Genomic DNA, 26,978 nt, shown 5'->3' with positions numbered 1-26,978 from the left:
GAAGGCGGCTCAGCCCAGCGCCGCGCCGCGCTTGAGCCACACCCCGGCGCGCCAGTAATGAAACAACGCCCATGGCGTCGCGGCAGCGAAGGTCAGCATCGCCCAGCGCAACGCTTCGGCGTCGCCCAGCGACGGCTTGAGCGCGTCGGAAATCACCCCGATCATCGTCGGTCCCAGCCCCAGCCCGATCAGGTTGATGACCAGCAAGGTCACCGCCGCCCACAAGGCGCGCATCCGCAGCGGCGCCAGCCCCTGAATCAACGCGAAGGTCGGGCCGAGATAGGAGTTCACCAGGATCAGCGATGCCCAGTAGATCGGTACCGCGATCCACGGGTCAGACGATGCAAAGAACAGGAAGGACAGCGGCAGCCCCACCCCCTTCATCACCAGCACCAGCCACGCCTGACTGTGCAGTCCCCAGCGCTCCGCCGCCTTGTTGGCAAGCCACCCGCCGAGCACCGCCGACAGCGTCCCGCAAATCGCCCCGACCGGCGCGACGATCGATGCGATCTGGAGCTTGTCGAGGCCGACGGCACGGATCAGGAAGCTCGGCCCGAACGCCGTCTGGCCATAGCCGATCAGCGAGGTGATAGTGACGCCCATCACCAGATGCACCGCCGCACGATTGGCGAACAGCGAGCGGAACCCCTCGCCAAAGCTGGGCATCGCGGCATGGGCCGCCGGCACATGGCCCGGATCGGACAGGCCACGGCGCGGCTCGACCACGAACAGCTTGATCACCACCGCCAGCACGATGCCGGGGATACCCACCGCGAACATCGCCACGCGCCAGCCGAAGAAATGCGCGAGCGTGCCGCCGATCATCGTCCCGCCCGCCGCGCCCAGCACGACGCCGAGCGAGTAGATGCCCATCGCCCCCGCGCGCTTCTCGGGCGGATAAAGGTCGGCGATAATCGAATGGCTCGGCGGACTCGACCCGGCCTCGCCGATCCCCACGCCGATCCGTGCGAGCAGCAGCTGGACGAAGTTCTGGGCGAGCCCGCACACCGCGGTCATCCCGCTCCATAACGTCAGCGCGATGGCGATGATGTTGATGCGATTGCCGCGATCGGCCCAGCGCGCCACCGGCAGGCCCAATGTGGCGTAGAAGATCGCAAAGGCGAACCCCGCGAGCAGCCCGAGCTGCGTGTCGGACAGCAGCAGCTCGCGGCGGATATCCTCCTGAAGGATCGCGAGGATCTGCCGGTCCATATAGCTGAAGAAATAGGCGGCGGTGAGCAGTCCCAGCGTCACCTTGCGCCGCCGGATCGCGACCTCGTCCGTCGATAGTTCAGCCATCGTCGCCCTTCATGAAAAAGGGCGAGTCCTGAAACCCGGACTCGCCCTGATTATCCGTTCCAATTGACCCCATCCGTCACCCCGGCCTTGTGCCGGGGTCCACCGGGAGGCAAGCGCTGGACGAGAGGCTCGAGGGTTGCCGCTGCAGCACCGTGGACCCCGGCACGAGGCCGGGGTGACGGCATCGCGATCAATATGCCCCCGACCCTCCGCCTCAGAACTTGATCCGCCCGGTGATGCCATAGGTACGCGGCTCGGCCAGGAACTGTGAGAACATCTGGCGGCCGCCCGGGAATTGCGGATCCGCGAACGGCATCGCGGTGAACCCGGCCGCATAGGGCGGCGTGGTCGACCCGCCCTGCTGGAAGGGCGAGTTGAACGCCACCTGCGCATATTTCTCGTTGAACAAATTCTGCGCCCAGAATTCCAGCGCCCAGCGCTCGTCCTTGCCGCGGATACCGACGCGGCCATTGACCACGACATAGCTGGTCTGCTCCTTTTGCGGGAACAGGTCCGACCCGGTGTTGAAATCGTCGGTCAGTCGGGTGTCGACGTAGAACAGCCCCGACAGGCCGCTCGAACCGATATCCGGCGTCCATGCGAACGATCCGGTGGCGACGATCTCCGGCGCGTTGGAGAGGTTGTCGCCGGGCAGCATCCGCAACGCCGGATTGAGCGGCGCGCCGCTGTCGTTGCCGACCAGATGATCGCGATATTTGGTGTTGGCATAGGTCAGGCCAAGGCTCATGCGGATGTCGCGATGCGGCACCAAAGTCGCCTCGAGTTCGACGCCGGTCGAGCTCACGCCATAGCCGACATCGCCCTTTGCGCACGCGCCGGTCTTCAACGCCGGATTGAGGTCGAACGCGGTGCCCGGCGCGATCACCGGCGCGATATAGTTGGCAGAGCCGGGGTTGGCGCTCTGGTCGCGGTCTGCGCCGCCCAGATCCTTCTTACAGCCATTGACGTTCTGGACGATGAACACCGTGCCGTCGAACGTGTTGAGCTGGAAGTTCTTGAACTGCTGGCGGAAGACCGAGACGTTCAGGCTGAACGGCCCGGTCGAGTATTTCGCGCCAATCTCGAACGCATCGACGACTTCGGGATCGAATTGCAGGTTCTTGACCAGCGCCTGCGCCCCTCCCGCACTGGCGAAGGACGCCACCGGCGCCTTGAGTGCCGACCGGTCGAGGTTGAAGCCGCCCGCCTTGTACCCGCGCGAGAAGCTCGCATAGAGGAGCAGGTCCTGCATCGGCTTCCACGACAGGATTGCGGTGCCGGTGAACTGGTCCTCCTTGCGCTCATCGCTGATCGAAACGCCGTTGAGTTCAGACGTCGAATTGCCCTGACACGACAGGTTGATGAGCGATTGCGAGACCGCGAAGAGCGCGGTGTTGAACCCCGGGCTATTGGGGTTGACGAAGGCCCCGAGCAACGCCTGATTGGCGACGCAGGCAGTGTTGTCGTTGCCGAACGCCGCGCGGAATTTCTTGCGCTCGTTGGTGTAGCGCAGGCCCAGGGTCAGATCGAGCGTGTCGGTGATGTGGACGATGTTGTGCGTGAACAGCGCCCAGTTACGACTGTCCTGCCGATAGGTGTCGCGCGTGGTGCCGCGATCGTTGATCGAATCGAGATTGTCGAACGCGGCGTAGATCAGCGGTGAGGCCGCGCCGAACAGCGCCGGGCGCGCGGCAAGACATGCGGGCGAGGTCGGCGAATACAGCGCCGAAAGCCCGCCCGGCGAAACGATGCGACAGCTCGCAAACCGTCCATATTGGTTACCGAAGCGCAGATTGTCGGTCGCGGTCAGCTTCTCGTTCGCGAAATAGCCGCCGACCAGCCAGTCGAGCTTGCCGCCGAACGCCGCGCCCTGCAGCCGCAGTTCCTGGCTGAACGTCTCGAACCGGCGCGAGGAGCCGTCATTGTCGGCGCGATAGAGGATGTCGACCGCGCTATAGTCGGTGTCCGACGCCTGGCTGCTGAAGTAATTGCGATAGCCGGTGATCGAGGTCAGCGTCGTGTCGCCGAAGCTCCAGTCGGCCTGAAGCGATACGCCATAATCCTCGGTGCGCCCGCCATAGGTCCGGCCGGGCGACACCGACAGCTCGCGCGACCAGCCCGCGTTGAGCAGCGCGGGCTTCTGGCCCAGCGCCGTCAGCACGTTGACGATATTGTTGCCGCTGTCGTTGGTGCGCCCGGGCACTGCGCCGGGCTGCTGCAGCGGGATCGCAGGGTTGTTGAGATTGCCGATATACGGATTGACGCTGTTGCTGACATAGGTCGCACCGCAGCACTTCTCGTCGCGCTTGGTATAGTCGCCGATCAGGCGGATGCGCAGATCGCTCGACGGTTCGAACAGCAATTGTCCGCGCACGAAGAAGCGGTCGCGATCGTTGACGTCGGTCTTGTTGGTCGAGTCATAGTAGAAGCCGTCGCGCTTCACATAGACGCCGTCCACCCGCGCTGCGAGCGTCTCGCCCAGCGGCACGTTGAGGTTGGCGCTGAACCGCCACAGGTCGAAATTGCCGTAAGTCGCCTCCGCGCCGCCCGAAAAACCGCTGAACGACGGTGCCTTCGACACGATGCTGATGATGCCCGCCGATGCGTTGCGCCCGAACAGCGTGCCCTGCGGCCCGCGCAGCACCTCAACGCGCTCGATCTCACCCAGCTCGTTGAGGCCGATGCCCGAGCGCGAGCGATAAACGCCGTCGATGAACACCGCGACCGAGCTTTCGAGGCCGGGATTGTCGCCCACCGTACCGATGCCGCGGATGCGCGCCGATCCGTTCGCCTCGCTGCCCGTCGATGACACCAGCAGCGACGGCGCGACCTGATTGAGCTGGCGAATGTCGTTCGCCCCGGAATTCTGCATCTGCTCCGAATTCACCGCAGACACGGCCAGCGGCACGTCGGCCAGCTGCTGCGCACGTCCCTGCGCAGTAATGACGATTTCCCCGGCGGCGGCCGCAGGCTCGGCTTCCGACTGCGCATCCTGCGCGAAGGCGGGCGACGCCGTGGCAATGGCAAGCGCCGGAATGGCCGCAGCCGAGAAAAGGCTAATCCGTTTCATAGATCCCACTCCCGTTCGGGTTGGAGCGCCTCCCGGCTCCATACCGCAAACTCGAATAGATCGTTTATACGGCTTGCGGTCAAGCCAACAAAACCGTTGCAAATTGCCACTTACACTAGCGGAGTTCGGACGTTTCGCGCGGCAGTGCAGCATATAGGGTATGCTGAACGCTTGTTCGAAACCGCCCCATTTCCGTGCGCGTGCCGCGCGTTGCACAGCGTCGCATTCACGATATGCTGACCCGATGCGCGAGCGCTGGCAGTGGCTCCTTCCCGGAATCGTCCTCGCCGTCGGTATCGGCGTCTGGGCGCTTGCCTATGCGCGATCCTATGAGCTCGGCAGAACCGATCCGCACCGCGCGGCCAGCTACCGCCCGCCTTTGTTCAACTTCTCAGAGACCTATACCGACGGCACGGCGCTCGGAATCGCGATCGGCTCTTCAAAGGAGACGGCGATCCGCGCGGCGGAAGCGGGCGGGTACATCGTGGTGCCCGCGGGCTGGGGCGACGACCGGCGCGGCGGCGCGGCGCTGTACGAGAAGTCGGAACTGCACCGCATGATGCTGCAGCAGAGCCAGCTCTCCTGGCGCGACCCGCGCGGCGTCTGGAGCGGAATGATCGTCGAGTTCAGCGGCGGGCGCGTCCGCAGCGTCAACGTCTATTATATCAACTTTGAAATGATGTGATCAGCGCATTGGCGTTTCAGGCCGTCCGCTCTATTTGCCCGCCATGAGCTATGAATCGGTACGGGACGACCTGTCCCGGCGCGCGCCTGACCTGTCGATCATCGAAGCCGAACAAAGCACCGCCACCGTCGTCGAGGCGGCAGCGGCGCTCGGCGTGACGCCCGGACAGATCGCCAAGACGCTGGCGCTGCGCGTCAATGAGCGCGTGGTGCTGGTGGTGGCGCGCGGCGACGCCCGGCTCGACAATCAGAAGACCAAGGCAGCGCTCGGCGGCAAACCGCGCATGCTCGACCCGGAGCAGACGCTCGCCGCCACCAGCCACCCGATCGGCGGCGTCTCCCCCTTCGGCCTCCCCGACCCGCTGCCGATCTATTGCGACGTCAGCCTGCGCGCCTTCGCCACCGTCTTCCCGGCCGCCGGCTCGCGCAACAGCTCGGTCGAAATCGCGCCGGATCGCCTCGCCACCCTGCTCGAAGCCGAATGGATCGATATCTGCGGCCCGCCTGCGGAGGGTTGAGATGCACGCCGCATTCACGGTCAGTGTATCACTGTATTGCCATAGTACATCGCTATTGGTAGCGCTATGATTCCATGTTTCCCCTCGCGCTTCCTTCCGCCGCCAATTGGCTAGTCGCCGCCACCGGATCGATGCGAAGCATCATGAGACGAACTGGACGCCCCTTTATGCGTTGGAATGCCCATAAAAAGACCAACAGGATGCGCAAGCCGGCGGTCACATCGTCCCTCGACCGCCTCCGCTTCTTTACCGCCTGGCTGGGTAACCCGCTGAGCGTCGCGGCGATCGCCCCGTCGAGCAAGGCGCTGGCTCAATTGATTACGCGTGACATCGATGCGCGAACCGGGCCGGTGCTCGAACTCGGCCCGGGGACCGGGGTTTTCACGCAGGCGCTGCTCGATCGGGGTGTCGCGGAACGCGATCTGACCCTTGTCGAATATGACGACGGCTTCGCGCGACTGCTCAAGCGGCGCTTTCCGCAGGCAAACATCCTCAGCATCGATGCCGCCGACCTGGCCGAGACGCACGGGTCGCCCTCGCATTTGTTCGGGGCCGCGGTTTGCGGGCTCGGTCTGCTCAACATGAAGCCGGCAAAGGTCGAGGCGATTTTGCGCGCCACCTTCATGCGGATGCGCGGTGGCGCGCCGCTTTATTTGTTCACCTATGGCCGCAACTGCCCGGTCCCGGAAGCGGTGCTTCAGCGGCTCGGCCTGGAAGCGTTTCGCGTCGCCACGATCCGGCGGAATATACCCCCGGCTTCGGTCTACCGGATCGTCGCCCGCCAGGCGAAGGCAGACTGACGCATGCCTCGCCCCGACCTGGTTGCGGACCTGCTATCCCTTGGATTGATGGGCGTTTTCCTCGTCACGGCGCTTGAGAAGTTCATCCCCGTCGTTCCGTCCTATGTCATGCTGATGGCGCTGGGGATGAGCGCGCCCGATCTGCCGCGATTGACCATGGTGCTCGGGATCACGGTGATCGGCTCGCTGTGCGGTTCGGCCGGGTGGTTCGCGATCGGTCGCACGCTGGGCGAACGGCGCATAGAGCGGCTTGTCGCGCGCTTCGGCAAATATGTCCTGTTCCCGCTGCCGACCTACCAGCGGCTGGCAGCGTCCTATCGGCGCAACCGCTTTCGGGCGACGGCATTCGGCCAGACGATTCCGGTGGCGCGGGTCTATCTCGGGTTGCCCGCGGGAGTCCTCAAGCTGCCGGCAATCTCATTCCTCACTGCTGCGACGCTTGGCATTCTTGTCTGGAACTTGCCCTTCCTCTTGCTCGGCTTCGTCCTGAAGGGCACCTCGCGCTCCCTGTTCGATGTCGGCTTGCGGGCGTCGATCGCGCTCGTCGCCGCCGAATTTCTGATTTTCGCGCTGGCCGGCATCATCCGTCGCGCGCGCAGGGGCGGTCAGGCATGATCCAGCCCTTCATCAGGCCCGACCTCTTGTTGCCATTCGCCGTCAACTTCGCCGTCATGGTCATTCTGCCGGCAAAGCTTGGCCTCTCAGGCGTGCCAGTCGCGACGTTTCTCGCCTACGCCGTCCTCAGTGGCGCGCTGCTGACCCTGGCCGGGAATTTTCGGTACCTGCGCACCATGTTCTCGCGCCGCGACGTCCGCAGCTATCTGCTCGTCCGCATGGTCATCGTCGCGATCGTGGGTGCGATCCCCTTCATCGTGGCTAGAACCCTGGCGGTTTGAAGCCGGATCGGTCCCGCTAACCGACGGCCACCTCTCCAATCGCTGCTGCCGCCCCTCAAGGCCCACCCAACCACACCAAGGACCCCATTGCGGAGCGCTCCGGCGCCTGCGACGCTGGCCGGCATGAAACCGCACACTGCCCTGTTCGTGATCCTCTGCTTCTCGGCCTGCTCGTCTCCCGAAGAGCGGCGACAAGCCGAGATCATGGACAGCATCGAGCGACAGGTGAAGCTGTCGGCAGACGCCGAGCCGCTCGAGCGCTATGCGCGAACCTATGCGTTCAAGTCCCGGGATCGGGTATCAGCAGTCTATTATATCCCGCACGACTATATCCCACACCATCCCAGCAATGATGAGGCCTGCCGCATCGCCAGGGACTTTGGGCCGAAGAGCGCCGGGGCGGTCGCGCTCAACTGCCCCCCGCCCGACGGGATGAAGGCGGGTGAACGCCGCTGGTTCAAGGACGCCGAAGCCCTGCCGCTCATCTTCGACGGCGGATGCCAAAACATCGATGTCGAGTTCGATCTGAAAGCCGGATCAGTGATCTTCGCCCATTGCCAGGGCGGCCATTAGCGACCGCCCCGAACTATGGCCGCCCCTCAGAACCCGCTCAGCCGCGCGAAGCGGTCGCGGTGGTACGCCGCATTGCCCCACATCTGCTCGAGCACCCGCATCCGCTTGAGCGTGAAGCCGGCGTCATATTCGTCGGTCATGCCGATGCCGCCGTGCAGCTGGATCAGCTCGCGGCTCATCAGATGGCCGACCTCATTGGCCTTGCCCTTGGCCAGCGACGCTGCCTGGCGCGTGTCCCCGCCCCGATCGATCGCGGCCAAGCCGGCCTCGACCGCCGATCGCATCAACTCGATCTCGCTGAACAGATTGGCCATGCGATGCTGCAGCGCCTGGAAGGTCGCCAGCACCTGCCCGAACTGCACGCGTTGCTTCAAATAAGCGAGCGTCGTGTCGAACGCCGCGCCGGCCATACCCAGCATTTCGGCGCTCGCCAGCACCGCCGCGCGATCGAGCACCGCGTCGAACAGCCCGTCGCCGCCCTCCGCCAGCTTGTCCGCCGCCGCGCCGTCGAAGACCACCTGCGCATGGCTGCGAAAGTCGGCAAGATGCCGGCGCGAAACCGTCACGCCAGCACCAGCCTCGACCAGATACAGCCCGTCGGTCGCCGCAACCACGAACAGCCCGGCGCTGTCGCCCTCGGCGACGAACGCCTTGGTGCCGCTGAGCGTGCCGCCCTCGACCTTTGCCGCGATCGCCGCCGGATCGAAGCGCGGCCCCTCGTCCACCGCCAGCGTCGCCACCAGCTCGCCGCTGGCGATGCGCGGCAGCCACTTGGCCTTCTGCGGCTCGCTCCCGCCGAGCAGGATCGCCGATGCGGCCGCCGCCGATGCCGCGAGCGGGCTCGCCGTCATCGTCTTGCCCAGTTCCTCGATCACCAGCCCCAGGCTCAGCCAGCCAAAGTCGCTGCCGCCCTGCGCTTCCGGAATGATGATCCCGGTCCAGCCCATCTCGGCCATTGTCGTCCAGGTGCCGGCATCATAGCCCGCCGGCTCATCGGCATCACGCACCTTGCGCCACGCGTTCACCGGGCTTTCATTCCCCGCCCAGTCGCGTGCCATGTCGCGCAGCATCGTCTGTTCGTCAGTCAGAACCGCCATCTGTCTTTCCTCTCAAAACCCTTCGTCATGCCGGACTGGTTCGGCATCCACCGCGCGTCGAACGATGTCATCGAGCCTCTCGCGCGGAGCCCGCGGCACCGTGGATCCCGGCACAGGGCCGGGATGATGGCTATGGGCGCGTCACTGGTGGTCCAGCATCCCCAAAATCCGCTTGGCGATGATGTTGTTCTGGATCTCGGTCGACCCGCCATAGATCGTCGTCGCCTTGCCGAAGAGCCAGCCGCGCGTACCCTTGAGCTGCGCTTCGCTAAAGCCTTCGCCTTCCCAGCCTAGTCCCTCGATCCCCTGGATCTCGATCAGCAGCTCGGCGCGCTCCTGCCCCAGCTTGGTGCCGACGGTCTTGAGGATCGACGACACCTCGGAAACCCCGCCCGCCGCCTTGCTCTCCGCCTGCACGCGCATCGCGGTGAGCAGGAAGGCGCGCCAGTCCATCTCCCATTTCGCGATCCGCGCGCGCAGATCGGGGTCGGCGACGCGGCCTTCAGCATCCGCGCCGACATATTTCTTGGCGATATCGGCCAATGACGGCCCGCTCGGCATCAGCCGCGATCCGCCGCCCGACAGGTTCGTCCGCTCGTGCTGAAGCAGACGCTTGCCGATCGTCCAGCCCTGCCCCTCCTCGCCGACGCGGTTTTCCTTGGGCACCTTCACATCGGTGAAGAAGGTCTCGCAGAACGGCGACATGCCGCTGATCATCTGGATCGGCTTCACCTCGACCCCCGGCGTGTCCATGTCGATCAGGACAAAGGTGATGCCGCCCTGTTTCTGCGTCTTGTCGGTGCGGACGATGCAGAAGCATTTGTCCGCCCATTGCCCACCGCTGGTCCAGGTCTTCTGGCCGTTGACCAGATAATGGTCGCCCTTATCCTCAGCGAAGCATTGCAAATTGGCGAGGTCGGAACCGGCATTGGGTTCCGAATAGCCCTGGCACCAGCGCACCTCGCCCTTGGCGATCGCCGGGATATGCTCGCGCTTCTGCGCCTCATTGCCATATTCCAGCAAGGTCGGGCCGAACATCATCACGCCCATGCCGCCGATCGGGTTCCACGCGCCGACCTTCGCCATCTCGTCCGCCAGGATCTTGGCCTGCGCGCGGGAGAGGCCGCCGCCGCCATAGTCGGCCGGCCAGGTCGGGACGCCCCAGCCCTTCGCGCCCATCGCCTTGCGCCAGGCGGCCTGGTCGGGCGTCTCCTCGGTCGGCCCCTCGACCGCGGACATGGTGTTGTCCTTGCCCTTGAGCGACGCGGGGAAGTTCTCCGCCAGCCATTCGCGCACCTCGGTACGGAATGGATCGAGTCCGTTTTCGGTCGCCGGTTCTGCCAGGGTTGCCACTTTACTCTCCTCTTACCCTCCGCGCCGGAGACACGCGCTATTGCACGCGACCAAATATCGGCACCGACATGTTCTCTTTTGCTCTCCGGCCCGCCCCCTGTCGGAGTCGGCCTCGAAGTCATTTTTCGAGTTTGCGGTATGGCCAGAAGCAGGTCAAGCGCCGTTTTGGCAGCAGTCTCGCAATCCCCCGCGACAGGCCGCCGCGCACCGGCTAAAAGCCGCACCCAAAGGGGATCCCATGCGCTTCCATCATCGTGCCGTGCCCATCGTGCTGGCCGCCGTCATGGTCGACTCGATCGGCTTCGGCATCATCATGCCAGTGCTTCCCCGGCTGATCGTCGAGCTCGCCCATGTCGGGCTTGAAGATGCCGCGCGGATCGGCGGTTACATGCTGTTCGCCTTCGCAATCGCGCAGTTCTTCGCGGGTCCGATCCTCGGTACGCTCGGCGACGCGATCGGACGGCGACCAGTGCTACTGTTCTCGATGATCGCCTTCTCGATCGACTATGCCCTGATGGCCGCTGCCCCGACGATCGGCTGGCTGTTCCTCGGCCGTGTCATCGCCGGGATCGCCGGCGCCTCATTCGGGCCAGCCAATGCCGTCCTCGCCGACGTCACCCCGCCCGAGAAACGCGGTGCCACCTTCGGCCTGATGGGCGCAGCATTCGGTATCGGCTTCGTCCTCGGGCCGGCGCTCGGCGGCCTGCTTGCAGGTTTCGGTCCGCGAACCCCGTTCATCGCCGCGGCGGTGCTGGCGGGGCTCAACGCGATCTGGATCCTCACCATGCTGCCCGAGACGATCAAGCCGGAGGGCCGCCGCCCGTTCCGCTGGGGCGACGCGCACATCTTCGCTGGGTTCAAGCCGATCTTCCATGCGGGCAACGCCGGCTGGCTGCTCGCCGCCATGTTCCTGTGGCAGCTGGCGCACATGGTCTATCCCGCGACCTGGGCGTTCTTCGGCGAGATCACGCTCGGCTGGAACGAGAAGATGATCGGCCTGTCGCTCGCCGCCACCGGCCTGTGCATGGCCGCGGTGCAGATGCTGGTCACCGGCCGCGCGATCAAGGCGTGGGGCGAAGAACGCACCGTCGTGCTCGGCATGGCGGCGGGCGGGCTCGCCTTCACCGCCTATGTCTTCGCGCGCGAAACCTGGATGATCTACGTCATCCTCGCGGTCAGCGCGTTCCAGGCGCTCGCCTTCCCGTCGATGAACGCCCTGCTCTCGCGCATGACCGACGCCAGCCGTCAGGGCGCGCTGCAGGGCGGCATCGCCAGCCTAAACAGCGTCGCGCTGATCGTCGGGCCGCTGGCGCTCACCCAGGCGTTGGCAGGGGGAGCGGAACACGGGTTCAACGCAGGCAATTTCGTCGTCGCCGCCGCCCTTGCCTTCGCCGCGCTGATCATCATCGTGCTGCGCGTCGTGCCCAAGGTCCACAAGCGCGAAGAAGCCGAATCCGGACCGGCCGCGTAACGGCAGTTGCGCCGGCGAAACGGCTTCCTATCTCGCTTCCGCAACCCAAGCCGGAGGCTTCCCCCGACATGATCGATCTCTATTACTGGCCGACCCCGAACGGCCACAAGATCACACTGTTCCTTGAGGAGGCCGGGCTCCCCTACACCATCCATCCGGTCAACATCGGTCAGGGCGACCAGTTCAAACCCGATTTCCTCAAGATCGCCCCCAACAACCGCATGCCCGCGATCATCGACACCGATCCTGCCGACGGCGGCGAGCCGATCAGCGTGTTCGAGAGCGGCGCGATCCTGACCTATCTCGCCAACAAGACCGGCAAGTTCTTCGGCCCGGCGCAGCGCGACAAGGTCGTGCAGATGCAATGGCTGATGTGGCAGATGGGCGGCCTTGGCCCGATGGCCGGGCAGAACCACCATTTCAACCGCTACGCGCCCGAGCAGATTCCCTACGCGCAGAAGCGCTATATCGACGAAACCAACCGCCTCTACGGCGTGCTCGACCGCCAGCTCGCGGGGAAGCCGTTCGTTACCGGCGAGGACTATTCGATCGCCGACATGGCAATCTATCCGTGGATCGTCCCGCACGAGGCGCAGGGTCAGAATCTCGACGATTTCCCGCATCTCCGGCGCTGGTTCGAAGCGGTCAAAGCCCGCCCCGCGACGATCCGCGCCTATGAGAAGGGCGAGGAAGTCCGTCCCGGCAACCCGACCATGACCGACGCGGACAAGAAAATTCTGTTCGGCCAGACCGCAGGAAACACGGCGAAGGCGTAGGCACCGTATCCGACCCGCTTACGGAGAGCGGGATGAGCCGGCGCTCATTCCGCCCTTTCCTTTCCCGGCCTCCGCGGGCGACCGGCCGCGCTACGCAACCCGCATTGGGGACAACGCGAGTTCGTGGTGCGGGGGCCTGACGGGCATTTTATCGTGTTCGGTCAGGCCGTTGCGGACTTCAACACCGTTTAGCATGCCCCAGTCTACGGAAATCAGCCGATTTTGACTCTGCCGCCGACAAGGTCCATCATCCCGATATTGGCGCAACGGGGTTTTCAAGCACGGCGCCGACCGACAGCAATTCAGAGAGCTGCCGCTTTTGACGGAGGCTCACTATGTCCGATCAAGATCACGAGTATCTCGCGCGTCGCCGCGATATGTGCCTGGCACAGGCGGACGCATCCGCCGATCGCTCTGCAGCAAAGGTGCACCGCAACTTCGCCGCGGAATATGGCCGCAGATTCAATGCGGCGCAGCCGGAACCCCTGAGGGTCGTTGCGGCAGGTTAGCAATTTGCCGGTCGTGAAAATCGAGGGATGAGGCTGGGGCCGCACCACCTCATCTCACGGCCGGGAAACGGCTGATCGGCTCGGGCGCGGCGCGGTCGCGATATAGTAGCCGGCGATGGTATCGATCAGATTCTGCGGATTGGCTCCGACCAGATTGGTCATCACGATCACTGCGACGCCGTCGTCGGGATAAACGAAGAAGGTCGACCGGCCACCGCCGATACCACCGACCGCGCGGCGCTTCGTCCCGGAGAGGATCGGCCAGCCCATTGCCCAGATATTCGGTTTCCCGCTGTTGAGCACGTCCGGCTGCCACATCCGGTCGATACTGGCCGGTTTCGACAGCAGGCGCCCCTGCTCCAAGGCGATGATCCACGCAGCAACATCGTCCGCGGTCGTGTAAAGACCTGCACCGGCGCGCGTCGATACCGGGATATTGTCGATCCAGTGATAGAGCGCATCCGGGTCGGCAGCGCCGGAACCGCGCCCCGCACGTTCACGGATATACACGCCCGCACGGCCGGGTACGATGTCATACCCGTCCCCGAACCGCGCATGCGCCATGTTCGCAGGCGCGAACTGACGCTCGGCCAGAAACTGCTCGAACGGGCGTCCGCTCATCTTCTCGATCAACCGGCCCAGCAGGACATAGTTGGTCTGGTTATAGGCAAACGCCGCCCCGGGCGCGCCATCCATCGGAAGCGTCTGAACCTTAGCCCAGGCTTCGGCATCCGTGCCTCCGCCGATCAGGCCGTTCTCATCCACGATGTTGGGCAGGCCAGACGAATGCGCGAGCAGTTGACGAATCCGGATCGCGCGCCACGCTTCGGGAAGCCCGTCGAGATAGCGCGCGATCGGCGCCTCGAGATCGACCTTCCCCGCTTCGACAAGCTGCATGATTGCAACCCCGGCAAATGACTTGGTTGCCGAGTTGATCGGGAACAGCGTCTGGCGACTGGCGGCAAGCTTCTGCTCCACATTGGCGACGCCATAGGCTTCGGACATGACGACACGCCCCTGAACGATAACCGCCACCTGAAGCGCCGGGATGTGCCGCTCCGCCATCTTTGCTTTCAGCAATGCCCGGGTCTGTTCGTTGGCGAGAGTGATCGCGGCCGGCGTCGCTACGGTCGTCGCCGCTGATGCCGGCATTTTGGCGTGCAGCGAGCTCCCGGCCAATGCGAGCCCCAAAAGCAGCCCGCATGCGCGCGATGTGGTCAACATTGTTCCCCGCCTGCCTGTCATGAACGCGCGCCGCTAGTTCCCGGACCGCAGAGCGTCAACACATGGCTGGTATCGGGCAACGCGACGGCAATCGTCGCGCCGGCCCGGTCCGTCCTAGCCCTCCCGATCCGCCTTCGCCGCGGTACGGAACAGGGTCGCTGAGGCGAGCCACAGCACCGTGAAGACCCCGCCGAACAACCAGGCCTTGAACACGCCGTCCGGCACCTGCGCGGTCACCGGTGCGGTCACGATGAGAAGGGTGAACAGCGCCTGCATCACCGCCACGCCCAGCATCGTCCGCGCCATACCGTCCGGCCGGAACCGCGCGGCGAACCCGCCGACGACCGGCGCCATGATCAGCAGGAAGAAGCCCTCGCCGGTGCTGTCGTCGCGAACGATCGTGGTCCACACGATCAGGAACGATGTCAGAGCTGCCAGGGCGACTCCCGCGCGATAGGACAAATTTCCGCTCGCGCTCGTGTCGATTGCTTTGCTCGATCCGGTCATGCCTGCCTCCTTGGAAATTGTCGTCCCGCCTTCGCACACCTCGCGGTGAGTGACATGAGCAGCAGGTGAGGAAAGGCTGAAAAGCGCCCGCACCCTGCCGGCATGCGAGAACGCCGCGCCAACAAAGTTCCGATTGCGACGATCATAGCAGCCCTGCGTTTGCCCGCGCCGCGCGAGCGCCTAGCGTCTCCGCACCGTCACGCGACTGACGCTTGAAGATGGACCACCATCGGGAAGCGCGACGGGTTTTCGCCGCGCGTCTGGGCATCGGCTTGACTGGAGGACGCGATGCCCGAAACCCAAAACCTGCTCACCTTTGCGGCGCTCGCGCTGGGCATGGTCCTGACGCCGGGGCCGAACATGATCTATCTGATCTCGCGTTCGATCAGTCAGGGACGGACCGCGGGTCTGATCTCGCTGGGCGGGATCGCGCTCGGCTTCGTCGCCTACATGTTGTGCGCCGCTTATGGGCTGACCGCACTGATCATGGCCGTGCCCTATGCCTATGACGCGATCCGCATCGCGGGCGCCGCCTATCTGCTGTGGCTGGCGTGGCAGGCGATCCGGCCGGGCGGGCGATCGAGCTTCGAGGTCAGGGACCTGCCTCAGGACGGCCCGGCACGGCTCTTCTCGATGGGGTTGTTCACCGCGCTGCTCAACCCAAAGATCGCGGTGATGTACCTCTCGCTGCTTCCGCAATTCATCGATCCGGCGAAGGGTAGCGTGCTGGGTCAGGCCGTCGTGCTGGGGTCGGTGCAGATCGCGACCAGCGTCGCGGTCAATACGGCGATCATCATCTCGGCCGCGTTCATCGCGAGTTTCCTCCAGCGCCGCCCCGGTTTCGCGCTGGTCCAGCGCTGGTTGATGGGAACCGTGCTGGCCGGGCTTGCGGTGCGGATGGCGACCGAGGCGCGGCGCTAGCCCTTGCCCGGCCTTCTCGACAGCCCGATGTCGAGATGTGCACCCGCATCGAGCAGCATTGTCTCTCCGGTGATAACCCGGCTGGCGGGATCGAGCAGGTTGACCACCGGCCCGGCGATATCCTCGGCATGCGCGGCCATCTGCATGGGCGTCTGGCCCGCGATGAACTTCTCGAACGCCTCGAACGCCTCCTGCGTCATCCGCTCGCTGAACCAGCCGGTGCCGACATAGCCGGGCGCGACCGCGTTGACGCGGATCGCAGGCGCAAGGACGCGGGCGAGGCTCTGCGTCATCGTCACCAGCGCGCCCTTTGACGCGGCATAGGCGACCGACGATCCGTTGCCAAACACCCCGGCGACCGATGCGATGTTGACCACCGCGCTCGCCGGCCCCTCGCGCATCGCCGGGGCACAGGCGCGGATCATCTGGAACGGCGCGACGGTGTTGAGCCGATAAATGTCGAGGAAATCATCGGCACTCAGCGCCTCCATATCCTCATGATTGGCGAACTTGGTCTTGCCCGAATTGTTGACCAGCAGGTCGATCCGCCCGAACGCCTCGACCGCGGCCTGTGCCAGCGCGCGGCATTGCGCATCGTCGGCGATGTCGGCCTGCACCGCGATCGATCCGTTGCCGACCTCTGCCGCCAACGCCTCGGCCGCGTCCTTGCTCGATGCATAGTTGATCACGCAGCGCACCCCACGCTCCGCCAGCCTGCGCACCACCGCCGCGCCGATCCCGGTTCCGCCGCCGGTGACGATCGCGACCATGCCGTCCATCGAACCGCTCATATCCGCTCCATGTCACATTTTCGAAGATCGCGTATGGCAGCCAATGGCGGTTTCGCCTAGCACCTCATCCGAATCGAGGAGAGAGCATGCAAACCGCCGCCGAAATCCTGTCCCAGCCCTTCGGTACCCTGTCCGATCTGATCGCCGCCCATGCACGCGAGCGCGGGGACAAGGCCGCGATCATTCATGGCGATGCCGGTCTCACCTATGCTCAGCTCGATGCGCGCATGGACGCGGTCGCGGCGGCGCTCCAGCGCGACGGCCTCAGCCCCGGACAGGCGGTGGCGATCGTCGGCGCGATGGGCCTCGACTATGCCGTGATTTTCCTCGGCGCGATCCGCGCGGGCGGCGCCCCGGCCCCGGTCGCCCCCTCCTCCACCGGCGACCAGATGGCGGCGATGATCGCCGACAGCGGCACCGGGGTTGTGTTCCTCGATGCCGATGCCGCCGCAACGCTCGGCGACCGCCCGGTTTCGGCGAAGCGGGTCGCGCTCGACGCGAGCGATGCGGGCATCGCGTTCGACGCCTGGCTCGGCGATGCGGCCACGCCCGCCCCGGCCGCGATCGCGCCCGAGGATCCGTTCAACATCATCTATTCCTCGGGCACCACAGGCACGCCCAAGGGGATCGTTCAGCCGCATGCGATGCGCTGGGCGCACATCGTGCACAATGCCGCCGCCGGGTTCGGCGATGCGGTGACGATGATCGCCACCCCGCTCTACTCGAACACCACGCTGGTCAGCTTCATCCCGACGCTCGGCTGGGGCGGCACCGCGGTGCTGCTCGGCAAGTTCGACGCGCGCGGCTTCCTCGAAGCGGCGGCGAAGCATCGCGGCACCCATGCGATGCTGGTCCCGGTGCAGTATCAGCGGATCATGGCTCAAGCGGATTTCGACAGCTTCGACCTCTCGTCCTTCCGGATCAAGACCTGCACCAGCGCCCCCTTCTCCCCCGCGCTCAAGGCCGATGTGCTGGCGCGCTGGCCGGGGATGCTGATCGAATATTACGGCATGACCGAGGGCGGCGGCACCTGTGTGCTGATGTGCAACATGTTCCCGAACAAGCTCCACACCGTCGGCATGCCGGTGCCCGGCCACGACATCCGCTTGATCGACGACGAGGGGCACGAGGTGCCGCAGGGCGAGATGGGCGAAGTGGTGGGCCGCAGCCCGGCGATGATGAGCGGCTATCACGGCCGCAAACAGGCCAGCGCCGACGCCGAATGGTTCGATGCCGACGGCAACCGCTATATCCGTCACGGCGATGTCGGCCGGTTCGACGCGGAGGGCTTCCTCACCCTCTTGGACCGCAAGAAGGACCTGATCATCTCCGGCGGGTTCAACATCTATCCCAGCGACATCGAAGCGGAGCTGGTCCGGCTCCCTGCCGTGCGCGACTGCGCGGTGGTCGGCGTGCCGTCCGAACAATGGGGGGAGACACCGGTCGGCTTCTACGTCCCCGCCGACGAAACCCCGGCCAGCGAAGTGCTGGCGGCAATCAACGCCGTGCTCGGCAAGACCCAACGGCTCGCCGCACTGCTCCCGATCGACGAACTGCCGCGCAGCGCGATCGGCAAGGTGCTCAAGCGCGAGCTGCGCGATCGCTATTTGGAGGTTGCGGTATGACCTCGCTCCCCGCCCTTCTGGTGCAGGCGCAGCGCAGCGATACAGGCTTCACCACCGAAATCCCGAACAATTGGCTCCAGGGCCGCACTGCCTATGGCGGGCTGTCGACCGCGCTGGCTCTGGCTGCCGCGAAGCAGATTGAGCCCGACCTGCCACCGCTCCGCTCGGCGCAGGTAGCGTTTGTCGGCCCGCTCTCCGGCCCCGTCACCGTCACCGCGACCAAGCTGCGCCGCGGGCGCAACGCTGCGTTCATTCAGGCGGATATCGTGTCCGAAGCCGGCCTCGGCCTGCGCACGACCTTCGTCTTCATGGCGCAGCTCCAGTCGGCGATCGACCATGACGTGACGGCCCCCTCGGACCACCGCCCCCCGCCCGCCGACGCGCCGCTCTACACCGGCCCGGCGGAGTTCTTCACCGGCAACTTCAACTTCTTCGACCTCAAGGCGCCCGGCGCCACCGAATGGCTGCGCTGGGGCCGGCTGATCGACCGCGAGGGGCTGGACCCCGAGGTCGAACTGATGGCGATGGGCGACGCACTGCCCCCCGCGGCGTTCAAGCTGTTCCAGAAGATGACGCCGCTCTCCTCGCTCACCTGGATCGTCAACATCCTCCAGCCCCGCGCCACGACGCGCGATGGCTGGTGGCTGCTCGAAGCGGAGACCGACCGGGCGCGGGACGGCTATTCCAGCCAGTCGATGCGCATGTCCAACGCCGATGGGGTGCGGGTGGCGGAGGGGATGCAAGGGGTGGCTATTTTCGGATAGGCCGCAGCAGAACCGGTCGGTCGGGAAGAGTCGCGTTACGTGCGTTGTATCTCACGCCATTAAGGCCATAGTTCCAGCGTTACATTCTCGGAGGCAGGGATGCCAAGTGGGTTGCTACGGACGGGATCCAGTCGCCACGCGGCGGAACTCGCGCGGTTGGGCTGGACGATCGAGTATCAGTTTTTCTCGGGCGAAGACGAGGAACCCTATGAAATTGGGCTGAGGTGGACCACTGTCGGCGATCCCCTTTATCCAAGTAATGACGTGAGCCTTTGGGCTACATCCGAAGGACCCCACCGCCTCGAAAGCGATCGGGAGATGAGGCACTAACGCGTCTTGCGCTGGCGACCGCTGGCCATCCGATAACCGCCCCGCTTGCAATGTTGGAATTGATTTGCTTGCGTCCTTTGGTGCTCAGCACCGCTCTTTGATTCAGTCGACCCCCACGGCAAAACGGCCCGGCCGAACCTCCCCCGACAAAGGCGACGAAGTTGACAGAATGAACCGCGTTCCGCGTAATTTCGTCAACTTCGCGGCGGCTTGCCGCCGACCGACGATTTCCGGAATCCACCCGATCGCGCAAGGTCGAACCCCGGGGCGACGGAGGCTGCACGGGGCGAGCCCCGATACAATTTGCGACACTTTCCTGTCTGGCTGACAAAGGACTGCGACAGCGGGCGTTCAGTAAGAGCATCACAGCGGCGCCCCCTGCCGCCCTCGACAGGAGCCCTGTGATGAAGACTCTTCTGACCGCCAGCGCGCTCGGCGCGATGCTGGTCGCCGGTGTTGCGATCGCGATGCAGAGCGAAACCCCCGACGCCGCCCCGAAAAAGCCGATCACCAAGGCCGAGATGCTTGCCCGCGCCGACGCGCGCTTCGACCGGATGGATACCAACAAGGACGGCCAGCTCGACGCCAATGAGCGCAAGGCCGGTAACGACGCCGCGCGCGCCGCGATCACGGAACGCAAGGGTGGCGAAATGGCCGACTTCATGCCCGGTGCCGGGCGTCGCGGCGGCATGGTCGGCGAAGGCATGCTCCAGCGCGTCGACACCAATGGCGACGGCCTGATCAGCAAGGCCGAGAACCGCGCCGCCGCCGAAGCCCGCTTTGCCCGGATGGACGCAAATGGCGATGGCACGATCGGCGCCGACGAGCGCGGCAAGGGACGGTGGAAGCGCGGTGGCGGACGCCGTGGCGGCGATGCCACCGAAGGCGCGCCCGGCCCGATGCATGGCGGCAAGCGCCACGGCATGAAGGCTGACGCCAATGGCGATGGCGTCATCACCCGCGCCGAGTTCGACACAAGCAACGCCGCGCGCTTCGCCGCGATGGACACGAACAAGGACGGCAAGATCGAGGCGTCCGAGTTGCCGCAGCGCGGTCGCCGCGGAATGACGCCGCCCCCTGCCCCCCAGGGCGAGTGACGTCGGTGTCGGGCGGGCTTTACGACCTCCTCCGTGCCGCCCGCCCGGCACTTTCCGAACCCGACGAATCTGCTACCCCGGCAGAGATGACCGCAGAAACTCCGCATTTGCTACTCGTCGACGACGAGCGATCGATCCGCGAACCGCTGGCCCAGTATCTGACGAAGCAGAATTTCCGTGTAACTCAGGTCGCCGATGCCGAGGCGGCGCGCGCGCGCCTGTCGGCCTATTCGATCGATCTGGTCGTGCTCGACATCATGATGCCGGGCGAAGATGGTCTCAGTCTTTGTCGCCATATCCGCGCGACCAGCGAGACCCCAGTGATCCTGCTGACTGCGAAGAGCGAAGAAACCGACCGGATCGTCGGGCTGGAAATGGGCGCCGACGACTATGTCGTGAAGCCCTTCAGCCCGCGCGAGCTGGCGGCGCGGATCAAGGTGGTGCTGCGCCGGATGCAGGCAGGCGGTACCCGCCAGCACGCGCCCGAAAGCGGCAGCTTCGCCTTTTCCGGCTGGGTGCTCAAGACCGGCGAGCGCGCGCTGGTCGACCGTCAGGGCGTGTCGGTGCCACTGTCGACGGGCGAGTACAACCTGCTGCTCGCGCTGGTAATGCGCCCGCGCGCGGTGCTGACGCGCGACCAGCTCCTCGACCTGACTCAGGGGCGCGAGGCGGCGGCATTCGACCGCGCGATCGACAATCAGGTCAGCCGGCTGCGCAAGAAGATCGAGCCGGACGCGAAGAACCCCACGCTCATCAAGACCGTATGGGGCGGCGGTTACACGCTGGCGAGCGACGTCACCCGGCTATGAGGCGCATCCCCCTTTGGCCCCGCAGCATGATGGGCCAGATGGCGCTGGTGGTCGCCATTGCGCTGTTCCTGGCGCAGGCGATCAATTTCGGCCTGGCGCTACGCGACCGCTCCAGCTTCCGGTTGGCGCAGGCGACCCGCCCCGTCGCGACCCGCGTCGCTGATGCGCTCGAACGCGAGGTGCAGACCGGCCGCCCGATCCCGCAGGATCGCGGGCGGGTTCGCCGGGCCGCCAGCAACCCCATCCCACCCTACCTGTCCCGCCGGCCCGAGGTGCAGGAGGAACTGCGCCGCCAGCTGTCGGAACAGGGAGTGACGGCGGGTCGCATCGACACTGGCCTGCGCCCGGAGTCCGACGAGCCCCTGCCATTCGCGGAGCGTCGCCGCGTGCGCGACAGACAACCCGGACCGACGCTGCTGATCGCGATCGAGCTGCCGGGCAAGGGCTGGGTGACGACCATCGCCCCCTGGCCGGGCAATCCGCGCCGGCTGTTCTGGCTGCTCGCGGGCCAGACGCTCATCCTCTACGTCATCATGCTGCTGCCGGTGTTGTGGGCGACCCGGCGGATCTCGCGGCCGCTGCATGCCCTGGCAGCATCCGCACGCCGCTTCCGGCCCGGGGTCGAGGCCGAGCCGGTCGAAGAGACCGGCCCCAGTGACGTACGCGCGGTGATCGGCGCCTATAACGCACTCGGCCAGCGCGTGACGGCAATGCTGGACGAAAAGGACCAGATGCTCGGCGCGATCGGGCACGACCTGCGCACCCCCCTCGCCGCGCTGCGCGTGCGGATCGAATCGGTCGATGACGACGAAGATCGCGCGCGGATGGCCGACACGATCGATGAGATGAACCGCACGCTCGACGATATCCTGTCGCTGGCGCGCCTTGGCCGCCCGAGCGAACCGCCGACCGAGACCGACCTGTCCGCGCTGATCGACGCGGTGGTCGACGACTTCCGCGAGCTCGGCCACGCCGTCGGTTATGAGGACGGCCAGCGGCTGATCGTCCGCCTGCGGCCCGCGCTGATGCGCCGCGCGGTGCGCAATTTGATTGAGAATGCCGTCAAATATGGCGGCGGCGGTGAGGTGACGCTGTCATCCGATGCGGCAACCGTGCGAATCGAGGTTGCCGATCGCGGCCCCGGCATTCCCGCGGAGCAGGTCGCTGCGGTATTCGACCCCTTCACCCGACTCGACCCCTCGCGCAACCGCACCACCGGCGGGGTCGGTCTGGGGCTGACGCTCGCCCGCGCGATCGTGCGTGAGGCAGGCGGCGACATCGCGCTGGCCAATCGCGAGGGCGGCGGACTTTCCGCGGCGATCGCGCTGCCCCGACGGTGACTCAGTCCACGCCGGACGATATGCAGCAACGCATGAACGAAACTCCTGCGGAAAAGGCCGAAGCCCGCGCGATCCGCCGACGCTGGCTGACAATCGGTGAGATCGTGGCGGTGGCGGGCGTGATCATCGCCGGGGTGTCGCTCTGGGTAAGCTGGGCGGACAAGCGTAATGAGGCGAGCCAGAAGGCCGTCGAGGCCAGCAAGGCGAAGGCCGCCGAAACCCGACTCGACCTGCGTGCGAGCGTGGAAGGCGGACGTCAGGTCGTGCTGAGCGACCCGGCTCACGAAATTCTCGACACTGTAGTCGCATTTCCCAAGGCGCTTGGCGTTGGGGAGCAGGCACCGGTGCTGCCGCGAATCGAATCGAGCTGGTTCAGCGGCGCGGTGCTCGCGGCCACCGACAAAGGCGCAGACGAGCGCGAGGGGCGACTGCCGGTGCTGGTGACGGTGAGCTATCGTGCGGGTGATGCAACGAAGCAGGACCGCGCGATCGTCGAACTGGTATGGCGGACCAATGGCCGGATGCTCGCGGGCCGCGAGTTGCGGATCGAGGCGGCGCGGGTCCGTGAGCGCGGAGGCAATCGGGCACGGATCGACGCGCTCTGGGCTCAGGAAGCCGCGCGGCTGGGAACGAAGTAGACGGCCAAAAAGAAAGGCCCCTCCCCACAGCGGGGAGAGGCCTGTCCTTGTCCTTCAGGCCTGCGCCCGAAATCAGCCGACCAGTTCTTCCGGCTTGAAGAAATAGGCGATCTCGATCGCCGCATTCTCGTCCGAGTCCGAACCATGAACCGAGTTCGCCTCGATCGATTCGGCCAGTTCCTTGCGGATCGTGCCGGCGTCGGCGTTCTCAGGGTTCGTTGCGCCCATGATGTCGCGGTTGCGCTGCACGGCGTTCTCGCCTTCCAGCACCTGCACGACCACCGGACCCGAGATCATGAACTCGACCAGGTCGTTGAAGAAGGGACGCTCGCGGTGAACGCCGTAGAAGCCCTCGGCCTGCTCGCGGGTCATCTGGATGCGCTTGGAGGCAACGACGCGCAGGCCCGCTTCCTCCAGCATCTTGGTGACCGCGCCGGTCAGGTTGCGGCGGGTGGCATCGGGCTTGATGATCGAAAAGGTCCGGTTCGCGGCCATGGCCGTGCGGCTCCTGTCATTAGGGGTGGGGATTGCGCGCGCCTCTAGCCGGGCTTGGGCCGCGCCGCAAGGTGGGTGCGCTCAGGGCTTGTCCGAAACCCTGATCAGCTCGAGCACGTTACCGGGCGCCGTCTCTGCGACAAGGGACGCGCGCAACTGCCCCAGGAGCGCTGTTCGGTCTCGAAAAATGCATTGTGCGCCCGAATTAGGGTCGCGCGAGACATAGCCGCCGCCCGCCTCAACCGCGCTCCGCACCGCAGACGAACAGGGCAGGATGACCAGCCTCGCGGGCGAAGGGCGCGTGTCCAGCAGGATGTAACTTACATCATGGCGCGGCTCGCCGCGGCGGCGGCGTTCGATCTGCAGCACGAACCGGTCGGCATGGGCCGGGTCGAGCGGCACGGCGAGGACGCGCAAGTCGACGCGCTCGGCATCATCAGAGCCACCGCTGGTGACCAGCAGTGAATTGTCCGCCTGACGGCGCACCGTCATTACCTCGTCGCCCGGCTTCTCCACCGGATAGGGGCCGCCCGGCGCGATCGGCTCTCGCGCATAATAGGTGCCGTCGGCGATGACGGACACGGCATCGCGCGCATCGAACAACGGCGGACCCGACCAGCAGCCGGACAGGATGAGCGACATAGCGAGAGCCGCGAAGCGCCGCACCTCAGCGCTCCTTGACCGATACCGCGATCCCGGGATTCTCGTCGGTCACCGAAGTATCTAACACCGGATCGCCCCCGCCTTTCAGGTAGGCCCAGCGGTAGCGCAGCCGATCCGGCCCGGCATCGACAATGGTCAGCACGATGTCGGAGATCACGACGCGACGCGCCGCACGCGGCGCATCCTCGAACTGGCTGAAGGCAGGATTGACCAGATCGGCGATCGAATAGCCTCGCCGTTCAAACCGCATCCTGCCCTTGACGATTCCGGCATAGGCGATGTCGTAGATTTTCCCGGACTCGATCGGGTCGTGGCGCGCCGGATCAACAGGTCCGTCGCTATGGCCATATTCGCGTGGGGGTATCAGCGCCTCCCCGACACGGACAACAAGCAAATCGCCGGGTTCCGGCGCGTTCGCCTCTCGTGCATCAGCGACCGTGGTAATCATCATGGCGGCCAGCGCGAGGGGCCAAAGCGAATGCCTCATGCCGCCTGCCCCCAGCGCCCGTTCTCGTCCTGCTTCCAGTAGCGGCGCTCGACGCCCTCGCGGTCTGCCAGCCGCTTCCACGCCGCGCGCGCCTCAGCGATCTTGTCCCCGTCGAAAAAATGGAACGCGCGGTCGAACTCGAGCGCCGCATCGCGCCATTCACCGTCGATCATCGCGACGAAACGCGCACCATTGGCAGGAGCGACCTCGCCCGCAATCAGCACCGGCTGGACGCTGTCGTTCCCTGCCCCTGCCTGTGCATGCGGCAGGAAGCTTTCGACCTGCCAGGTCCAGAGCGACCCGTCGATCCGCTGGCGCTGGTGTTCGTCAGCGGAGACGATCAACAACCGCTGGCCGCTCTCCACCACCTTCACCGCGATGCCGGGGAGCGCACGCTCCAGCGGCGTCACGGTGAGATGGTAGAAATCGACCTGCACAAGTCCTCCAGCGCCTTCAGGCGTCGCGCATCAGGCGCAAAGAATGTCCTGCCAGAACTCGCAAAGACGATTTCCCGCGCAGTTGGTCTGACACAGGCTCTGGTCCGCTGAGGCTGGCGGCGCGGGCATGGCCACGGGCGTAAGCGCAATCAACAACGCGGCGGCACTGATCTGCAAAACCGTCATCTGACTTCCCCTCTGGCGAATGCCGGCAAGCGCCGGCGGCCGAAGACTATCGATGCGTTCGCGTCCGTCAACGTCCGGCACACCGTCCCATGCGATCATGGAACGGCGCGTCAGACGCCTTCTCAGCGCTCGAAATTGTCGCGAACGAAGCGGTCGAGCAGCTTGACGCCGTAGCCAGTCGCACCCTTGTCATAGGTGCTGCCCGGCTTGTCTGCCCAGACCATCCCGGCGATGTCGAGATGTGCCCAGCGCACGCCTTCGTCGACGAAACGCTGGATGAACTGCGCCGCCGTGATCGATCCGGCGCCGCGCGGCCCGACATTCTTCATGTCCGCGATCGGGCTGTCGATCAGCTTGTTATAGGCGTCGCCGAGCGGGAAGCGCCACAGCAGGTCGCCGGTTGCACGGCCCGCAGCAAGCAACTCGTCGGCAAGCCCGTCGTCATTGGCGAACAGGCCGCCATGCTCGCTGCCCAGGCTGATGATCATCGCACCGGTCAGCGTCGCGAGATCGACGATGGTCTTGGGCTTGTGGACCTGCTGGACCCAGGTGATCGCATCGCACAGCACCAGCCGCCCTTCGGCGTCGGTGTTGATGACCTCAATCGTCTGGCCCGACATCGATGTGACGACATCGCCCGGGCGCTGGGCGTTACCGTCGGGCATGTTCTCCGCGAGCGCACACACGCCGATGACATTCGCCTTCGCCTTGCGCGTGGCGAGCGCCTTCATCGCGCCCACGACGGCGCCGGCGCCGCCCATGTCCCACTTCATGTCTTCCATGCCCGCGGCAGGCTTGATCGAGATGCCCCCGGTGTCGAAGGTGACGCCCTTACCGACCAGCGCGACGTCGATGTCACCCGATCCCCTGCCGTTCCAGCGCATCGCCAGCAGCCGGCCTTCGCGGACAGAGCCCTGCGCAACGCCCAGCAGCGCGCCCATGCCGAGCTTCGCCATCGCCGCGGTGTCGAGCACCTCGATCTCGATGCCGAGCTCGGTGAGGTGACGGCAGCGTTCGACGAAGCTCTCGGGATAGACGATGTTGGGCGGATCGGAGACGAGACCGCGGGTCAGGTCCAACCCGTCGATGATCGCCGCCTGATCCTTCCACGCATCCTCGCTGCCATCTGGCGCGCCGACAAGGACGATCGCGTCGAGCGTCGGCTTCTGCTTATCGGTCAGCCGGGTACGATAGACGTCGTGGCGCCAGCCGCGCTGTACCGCCGCCGAAGCCAGACGCGCCGTCGCACGGGCCGAAGGTGCACCGCCGAGGCTGCCGAAATCGACGGCAATCGTCGTAACGCCGGAGGTCAGGAAGCGCGCGGTCAATGCGCCGCCCGCGCGCTCGTAATCCGCCTCGCTCCCCGCGCCGACGCCGAGCAGCAGGATGCGGTTTGCACCCTCGGCTCCGGGCACGAAAATCTCGACGATCGAGCCCGCTTCACCCTCGAACCGACCCGCCTTCGCCGCGCCGCGCGCGAGCGCCAGCGTCGCGTCGTCCAGCACCCCGGCGGGCACACGATCGAGGCCGTCCTTCTCGACCGGCAGAGCGATCACGCCCGCATCAACGGGACGGGCGGCGAAAAATGTTACGCGCATGAAGCTTCCTGTTCCTGTGG

28 protein-coding genes and 1 riboswitch are annotated in these 26,978 nt (G+C 65.8%); of the genes, 15 read left to right on the top strand and 13 right to left on the bottom strand.

Going from position 1 to position 26,978, the window contains the following annotated elements; translation table 11 throughout:
- Window positions 1-9: 9 nt before the first annotated feature.
- Both AC07NK_RS11650 and AC07NK_RS11645 read right to left on the bottom strand, forming a co-directional pair.
- A complete protein-coding gene (locus AC07NK_RS11650; protein WP_495170762.1) occupies window positions 10-1,299 on the bottom strand; it encodes a spinster family MFS transporter in 1,290 nt (429 codons plus the stop codon).
- A gap of 214 nt (window positions 1,300-1,513) precedes the next feature.
- Window positions 1,514-4,369 (bottom strand): TonB-dependent receptor, encoded by a 2,856-nt coding sequence (locus AC07NK_RS11645; RefSeq protein WP_495170761.1) that lies wholly within the window; start codon window positions 4,367-4,369, stop codon window positions 1,514-1,516.
- A 244-nt stretch (window positions 4,370-4,613) separates the two neighbouring features.
- On the opposite strand from AC07NK_RS11645, the gene AC07NK_RS11640 reads away from it, so the two are divergent.
- From AC07NK_RS11640 to AC07NK_RS11615, 6 genes are all read left to right on the top strand, one after another.
- Window positions 4,614-5,054 carry a hypothetical protein gene (locus AC07NK_RS11640; protein WP_495170760.1) on the top strand — a complete coding sequence of 147 codons (441 nt, stop codon included), beginning with the start codon at window positions 4,614-4,616 and terminating at the stop codon, window positions 5,052-5,054.
- Between the two features lie 43 nt (window positions 5,055-5,097).
- On the top strand, window positions 5,098-5,571 hold the full coding sequence (locus AC07NK_RS11635) for a YbaK/EbsC family protein (protein WP_495170759.1): 474 nt from the start codon (window positions 5,098-5,100) through the stop codon (window positions 5,569-5,571).
- Window positions 5,572-5,771: 200 nt separating this feature from the next.
- A complete protein-coding gene (locus AC07NK_RS11630) occupies window positions 5,772-6,371 on the top strand; it encodes a class I SAM-dependent methyltransferase (RefSeq protein WP_495170758.1) in 600 nt (199 codons plus the stop codon).
- A 3-nt stretch (window positions 6,372-6,374) separates the two neighbouring features.
- A complete protein-coding gene (locus AC07NK_RS11625) occupies window positions 6,375-6,986 on the top strand; it encodes a DedA family protein (RefSeq protein WP_495170757.1) in 612 nt (203 codons plus the stop codon).
- Window positions 6,983-7,267 carry a hypothetical protein gene (locus tag AC07NK_RS11620; protein ID WP_495170756.1) on the top strand — a complete coding sequence of 95 codons (285 nt, stop codon included), beginning with the start codon at window positions 6,983-6,985 and terminating at the stop codon, window positions 7,265-7,267. The genes AC07NK_RS11625 and AC07NK_RS11620 overlap by 4 nt, the downstream gene beginning before the upstream one ends.
- A gap of 123 nt (window positions 7,268-7,390) precedes the next feature.
- A complete protein-coding gene (locus AC07NK_RS11615) occupies window positions 7,391-7,840 on the top strand; it encodes a hypothetical protein (protein ID WP_495170755.1) in 450 nt (149 codons plus the stop codon).
- A 26-nt stretch (window positions 7,841-7,866) separates the two neighbouring features.
- Here the strand turns inward: AC07NK_RS11615 and AC07NK_RS11610 are convergent, their stop codons facing one another.
- Together AC07NK_RS11610 and AC07NK_RS11605 are read right to left on the bottom strand one after the other, a co-directional pair.
- On the bottom strand, window positions 7,867-8,937 hold the full coding sequence (locus AC07NK_RS11610; RefSeq protein WP_495170754.1) for an acyl-CoA dehydrogenase family protein: 1,071 nt from the start codon (window positions 8,935-8,937) through the stop codon (window positions 7,867-7,869).
- 141 nt (window positions 8,938-9,078) lie between these two features.
- Complete coding sequence (locus AC07NK_RS11605; RefSeq protein ID WP_495170753.1) at window positions 9,079-10,290, bottom strand: acyl-CoA dehydrogenase family protein; 1,212 nt, start codon at window positions 10,288-10,290, stop codon at window positions 9,079-9,081.
- Between the two features lie 238 nt (window positions 10,291-10,528).
- Here AC07NK_RS11605 and AC07NK_RS11600 point away from each other — a divergent pair, with 238 nt between their 5' ends.
- Window positions 10,529-11,761, top strand: coding sequence for a TCR/Tet family MFS transporter (locus AC07NK_RS11600; RefSeq protein WP_495170752.1), 1,233 nt, complete (start codon window positions 10,529-10,531; stop codon window positions 11,759-11,761).
- A gap of 68 nt (window positions 11,762-11,829) precedes the next feature.
- Window positions 11,830-12,537 carry a glutathione binding-like protein gene (locus AC07NK_RS11595; protein WP_495170751.1) on the top strand — a complete coding sequence of 236 codons (708 nt, stop codon included), beginning with the start codon at window positions 11,830-11,832 and terminating at the stop codon, window positions 12,535-12,537.
- A gap of 563 nt (window positions 12,538-13,100) precedes the next feature.
- Here AC07NK_RS11595 and AC07NK_RS11590 read toward each other — a convergent pair.
- Together AC07NK_RS11590 and AC07NK_RS11585 are read right to left on the bottom strand one after the other, a co-directional pair.
- Window positions 13,101-14,270 carry a serine hydrolase domain-containing protein gene (locus tag AC07NK_RS11590; protein ID WP_495170750.1) on the bottom strand — a complete coding sequence of 390 codons (1,170 nt, stop codon included), beginning with the start codon at window positions 14,268-14,270 and terminating at the stop codon, window positions 13,101-13,103.
- 114 nt (window positions 14,271-14,384) lie between these two features.
- Window positions 14,385-14,777, bottom strand: a complete 393-nt coding sequence (locus AC07NK_RS11585; RefSeq protein ID WP_495170749.1) for a hypothetical protein — start codon at window positions 14,775-14,777, stop codon at window positions 14,385-14,387.
- A gap of 191 nt (window positions 14,778-14,968) precedes the next feature.
- A riboswitch (ZMP/ZTP riboswitch) is annotated at window positions 14,969-15,050 on the top strand.
- Between the two features lie 15 nt (window positions 15,051-15,065).
- Between AC07NK_RS11585 and AC07NK_RS11580 the strand changes: the two genes are divergently transcribed.
- On the top strand, window positions 15,066-15,698 hold the full coding sequence (locus AC07NK_RS11580; protein ID WP_495170748.1) for a LysE family translocator: 633 nt from the start codon (window positions 15,066-15,068) through the stop codon (window positions 15,696-15,698).
- On the opposite strand, the gene AC07NK_RS11575 is transcribed toward AC07NK_RS11580, so the two are convergent.
- Window positions 15,695-16,489, bottom strand: coding sequence for an SDR family NAD(P)-dependent oxidoreductase (locus AC07NK_RS11575; RefSeq protein ID WP_495170747.1), 795 nt, complete (start codon window positions 16,487-16,489; stop codon window positions 15,695-15,697). The genes AC07NK_RS11580 and AC07NK_RS11575 overlap by 4 nt on opposite strands.
- Before the next feature lie 86 nt (window positions 16,490-16,575).
- Between AC07NK_RS11575 and AC07NK_RS11570 the strand changes: the two genes are divergently transcribed.
- The 6 genes from AC07NK_RS11570 to AC07NK_RS11545 all read left to right on the top strand — a co-directional run bounded on the left by AC07NK_RS11570 (window position 16,576) and on the right by AC07NK_RS11545 (window position 23,092).
- Window positions 16,576-18,114: a class I adenylate-forming enzyme family protein gene (locus AC07NK_RS11570; protein ID WP_495170746.1), complete on the top strand. Its 1,539-nt coding sequence runs from the start codon at window positions 16,576-16,578 to the stop codon at window positions 18,112-18,114.
- Window positions 18,111-18,878, top strand: a complete 768-nt coding sequence (locus AC07NK_RS11565; RefSeq protein WP_495170745.1) for a thioesterase family protein — start codon at window positions 18,111-18,113, stop codon at window positions 18,876-18,878. The genes AC07NK_RS11570 and AC07NK_RS11565 overlap by 4 nt, the downstream gene beginning before the upstream one ends.
- Before the next feature lie 734 nt (window positions 18,879-19,612).
- Window positions 19,613-20,305 carry a hypothetical protein gene (locus AC07NK_RS11560; RefSeq protein ID WP_495170744.1) on the top strand — a complete coding sequence of 231 codons (693 nt, stop codon included), beginning with the start codon at window positions 19,613-19,615 and terminating at the stop codon, window positions 20,303-20,305.
- Between the two features lie 86 nt (window positions 20,306-20,391).
- Window positions 20,392-21,114: a response regulator gene (locus AC07NK_RS11555; protein WP_495170743.1), complete on the top strand. Its 723-nt coding sequence runs from the start codon at window positions 20,392-20,394 to the stop codon at window positions 21,112-21,114.
- Entirely contained in the window at window positions 21,111-22,454 is a 1,344-nt protein-coding gene (locus AC07NK_RS11550; protein ID WP_495170742.1) for a sensor histidine kinase, read from the top strand. The genes AC07NK_RS11555 and AC07NK_RS11550 overlap by 4 nt, the downstream gene beginning before the upstream one ends.
- Before the next feature lie 32 nt (window positions 22,455-22,486).
- Entirely contained in the window at window positions 22,487-23,092 is a 606-nt protein-coding gene (locus AC07NK_RS11545; RefSeq protein ID WP_495170741.1) for a hypothetical protein, read from the top strand.
- Window positions 23,093-23,164: 72 nt separating this feature from the next.
- On the opposite strand, the gene ndk is transcribed toward AC07NK_RS11545, so the two are convergent.
- From ndk to AC07NK_RS11515, 6 genes are all read right to left on the bottom strand, one after another.
- Window positions 23,165-23,587, bottom strand: a complete 423-nt coding sequence (gene ndk / locus AC07NK_RS11540) for a nucleoside-diphosphate kinase (RefSeq protein ID WP_495170740.1) — start codon at window positions 23,585-23,587, stop codon at window positions 23,165-23,167.
- 81 nt (window positions 23,588-23,668) lie between these two features.
- Window positions 23,669-24,253 carry a hypothetical protein gene (locus AC07NK_RS11535; protein WP_495170739.1) on the bottom strand — a complete coding sequence of 195 codons (585 nt, stop codon included), beginning with the start codon at window positions 24,251-24,253 and terminating at the stop codon, window positions 23,669-23,671.
- A gap of 1 nt (window position 24,254) precedes the next feature.
- Window positions 24,255-24,737 (bottom strand): hypothetical protein, encoded by a 483-nt coding sequence (locus AC07NK_RS11530; RefSeq protein ID WP_495170738.1) that lies wholly within the window; start codon window positions 24,735-24,737, stop codon window positions 24,255-24,257.
- Entirely contained in the window at window positions 24,734-25,174 is a 441-nt protein-coding gene (locus AC07NK_RS11525; protein WP_495170737.1) for a DNA polymerase III subunit chi, read from the bottom strand. Before AC07NK_RS11525 ends, AC07NK_RS11530 begins: the two co-directional genes overlap by 4 nt.
- Window positions 25,175-25,204: 30 nt before the next feature.
- Window positions 25,205-25,459: a hypothetical protein gene (locus tag AC07NK_RS11520; protein WP_495170736.1), complete on the bottom strand. Its 255-nt coding sequence runs from the start codon at window positions 25,457-25,459 to the stop codon at window positions 25,205-25,207.
- Window positions 25,460-25,482: 23 nt separating this feature from the next.
- Complete coding sequence (locus AC07NK_RS11515; RefSeq protein ID WP_495170735.1) at window positions 25,483-26,958, bottom strand: leucyl aminopeptidase; 1,476 nt, start codon at window positions 26,956-26,958, stop codon at window positions 25,483-25,485.
- Window positions 26,959-26,978: the final 20 nt, after the last annotated feature.

This window comes from Sphingomonas sp. GW821-FHT09B04 (genome assembly GCF_059418285.1).
This window is presented reverse-complemented; position numbering and strand designations above follow the sequence as displayed.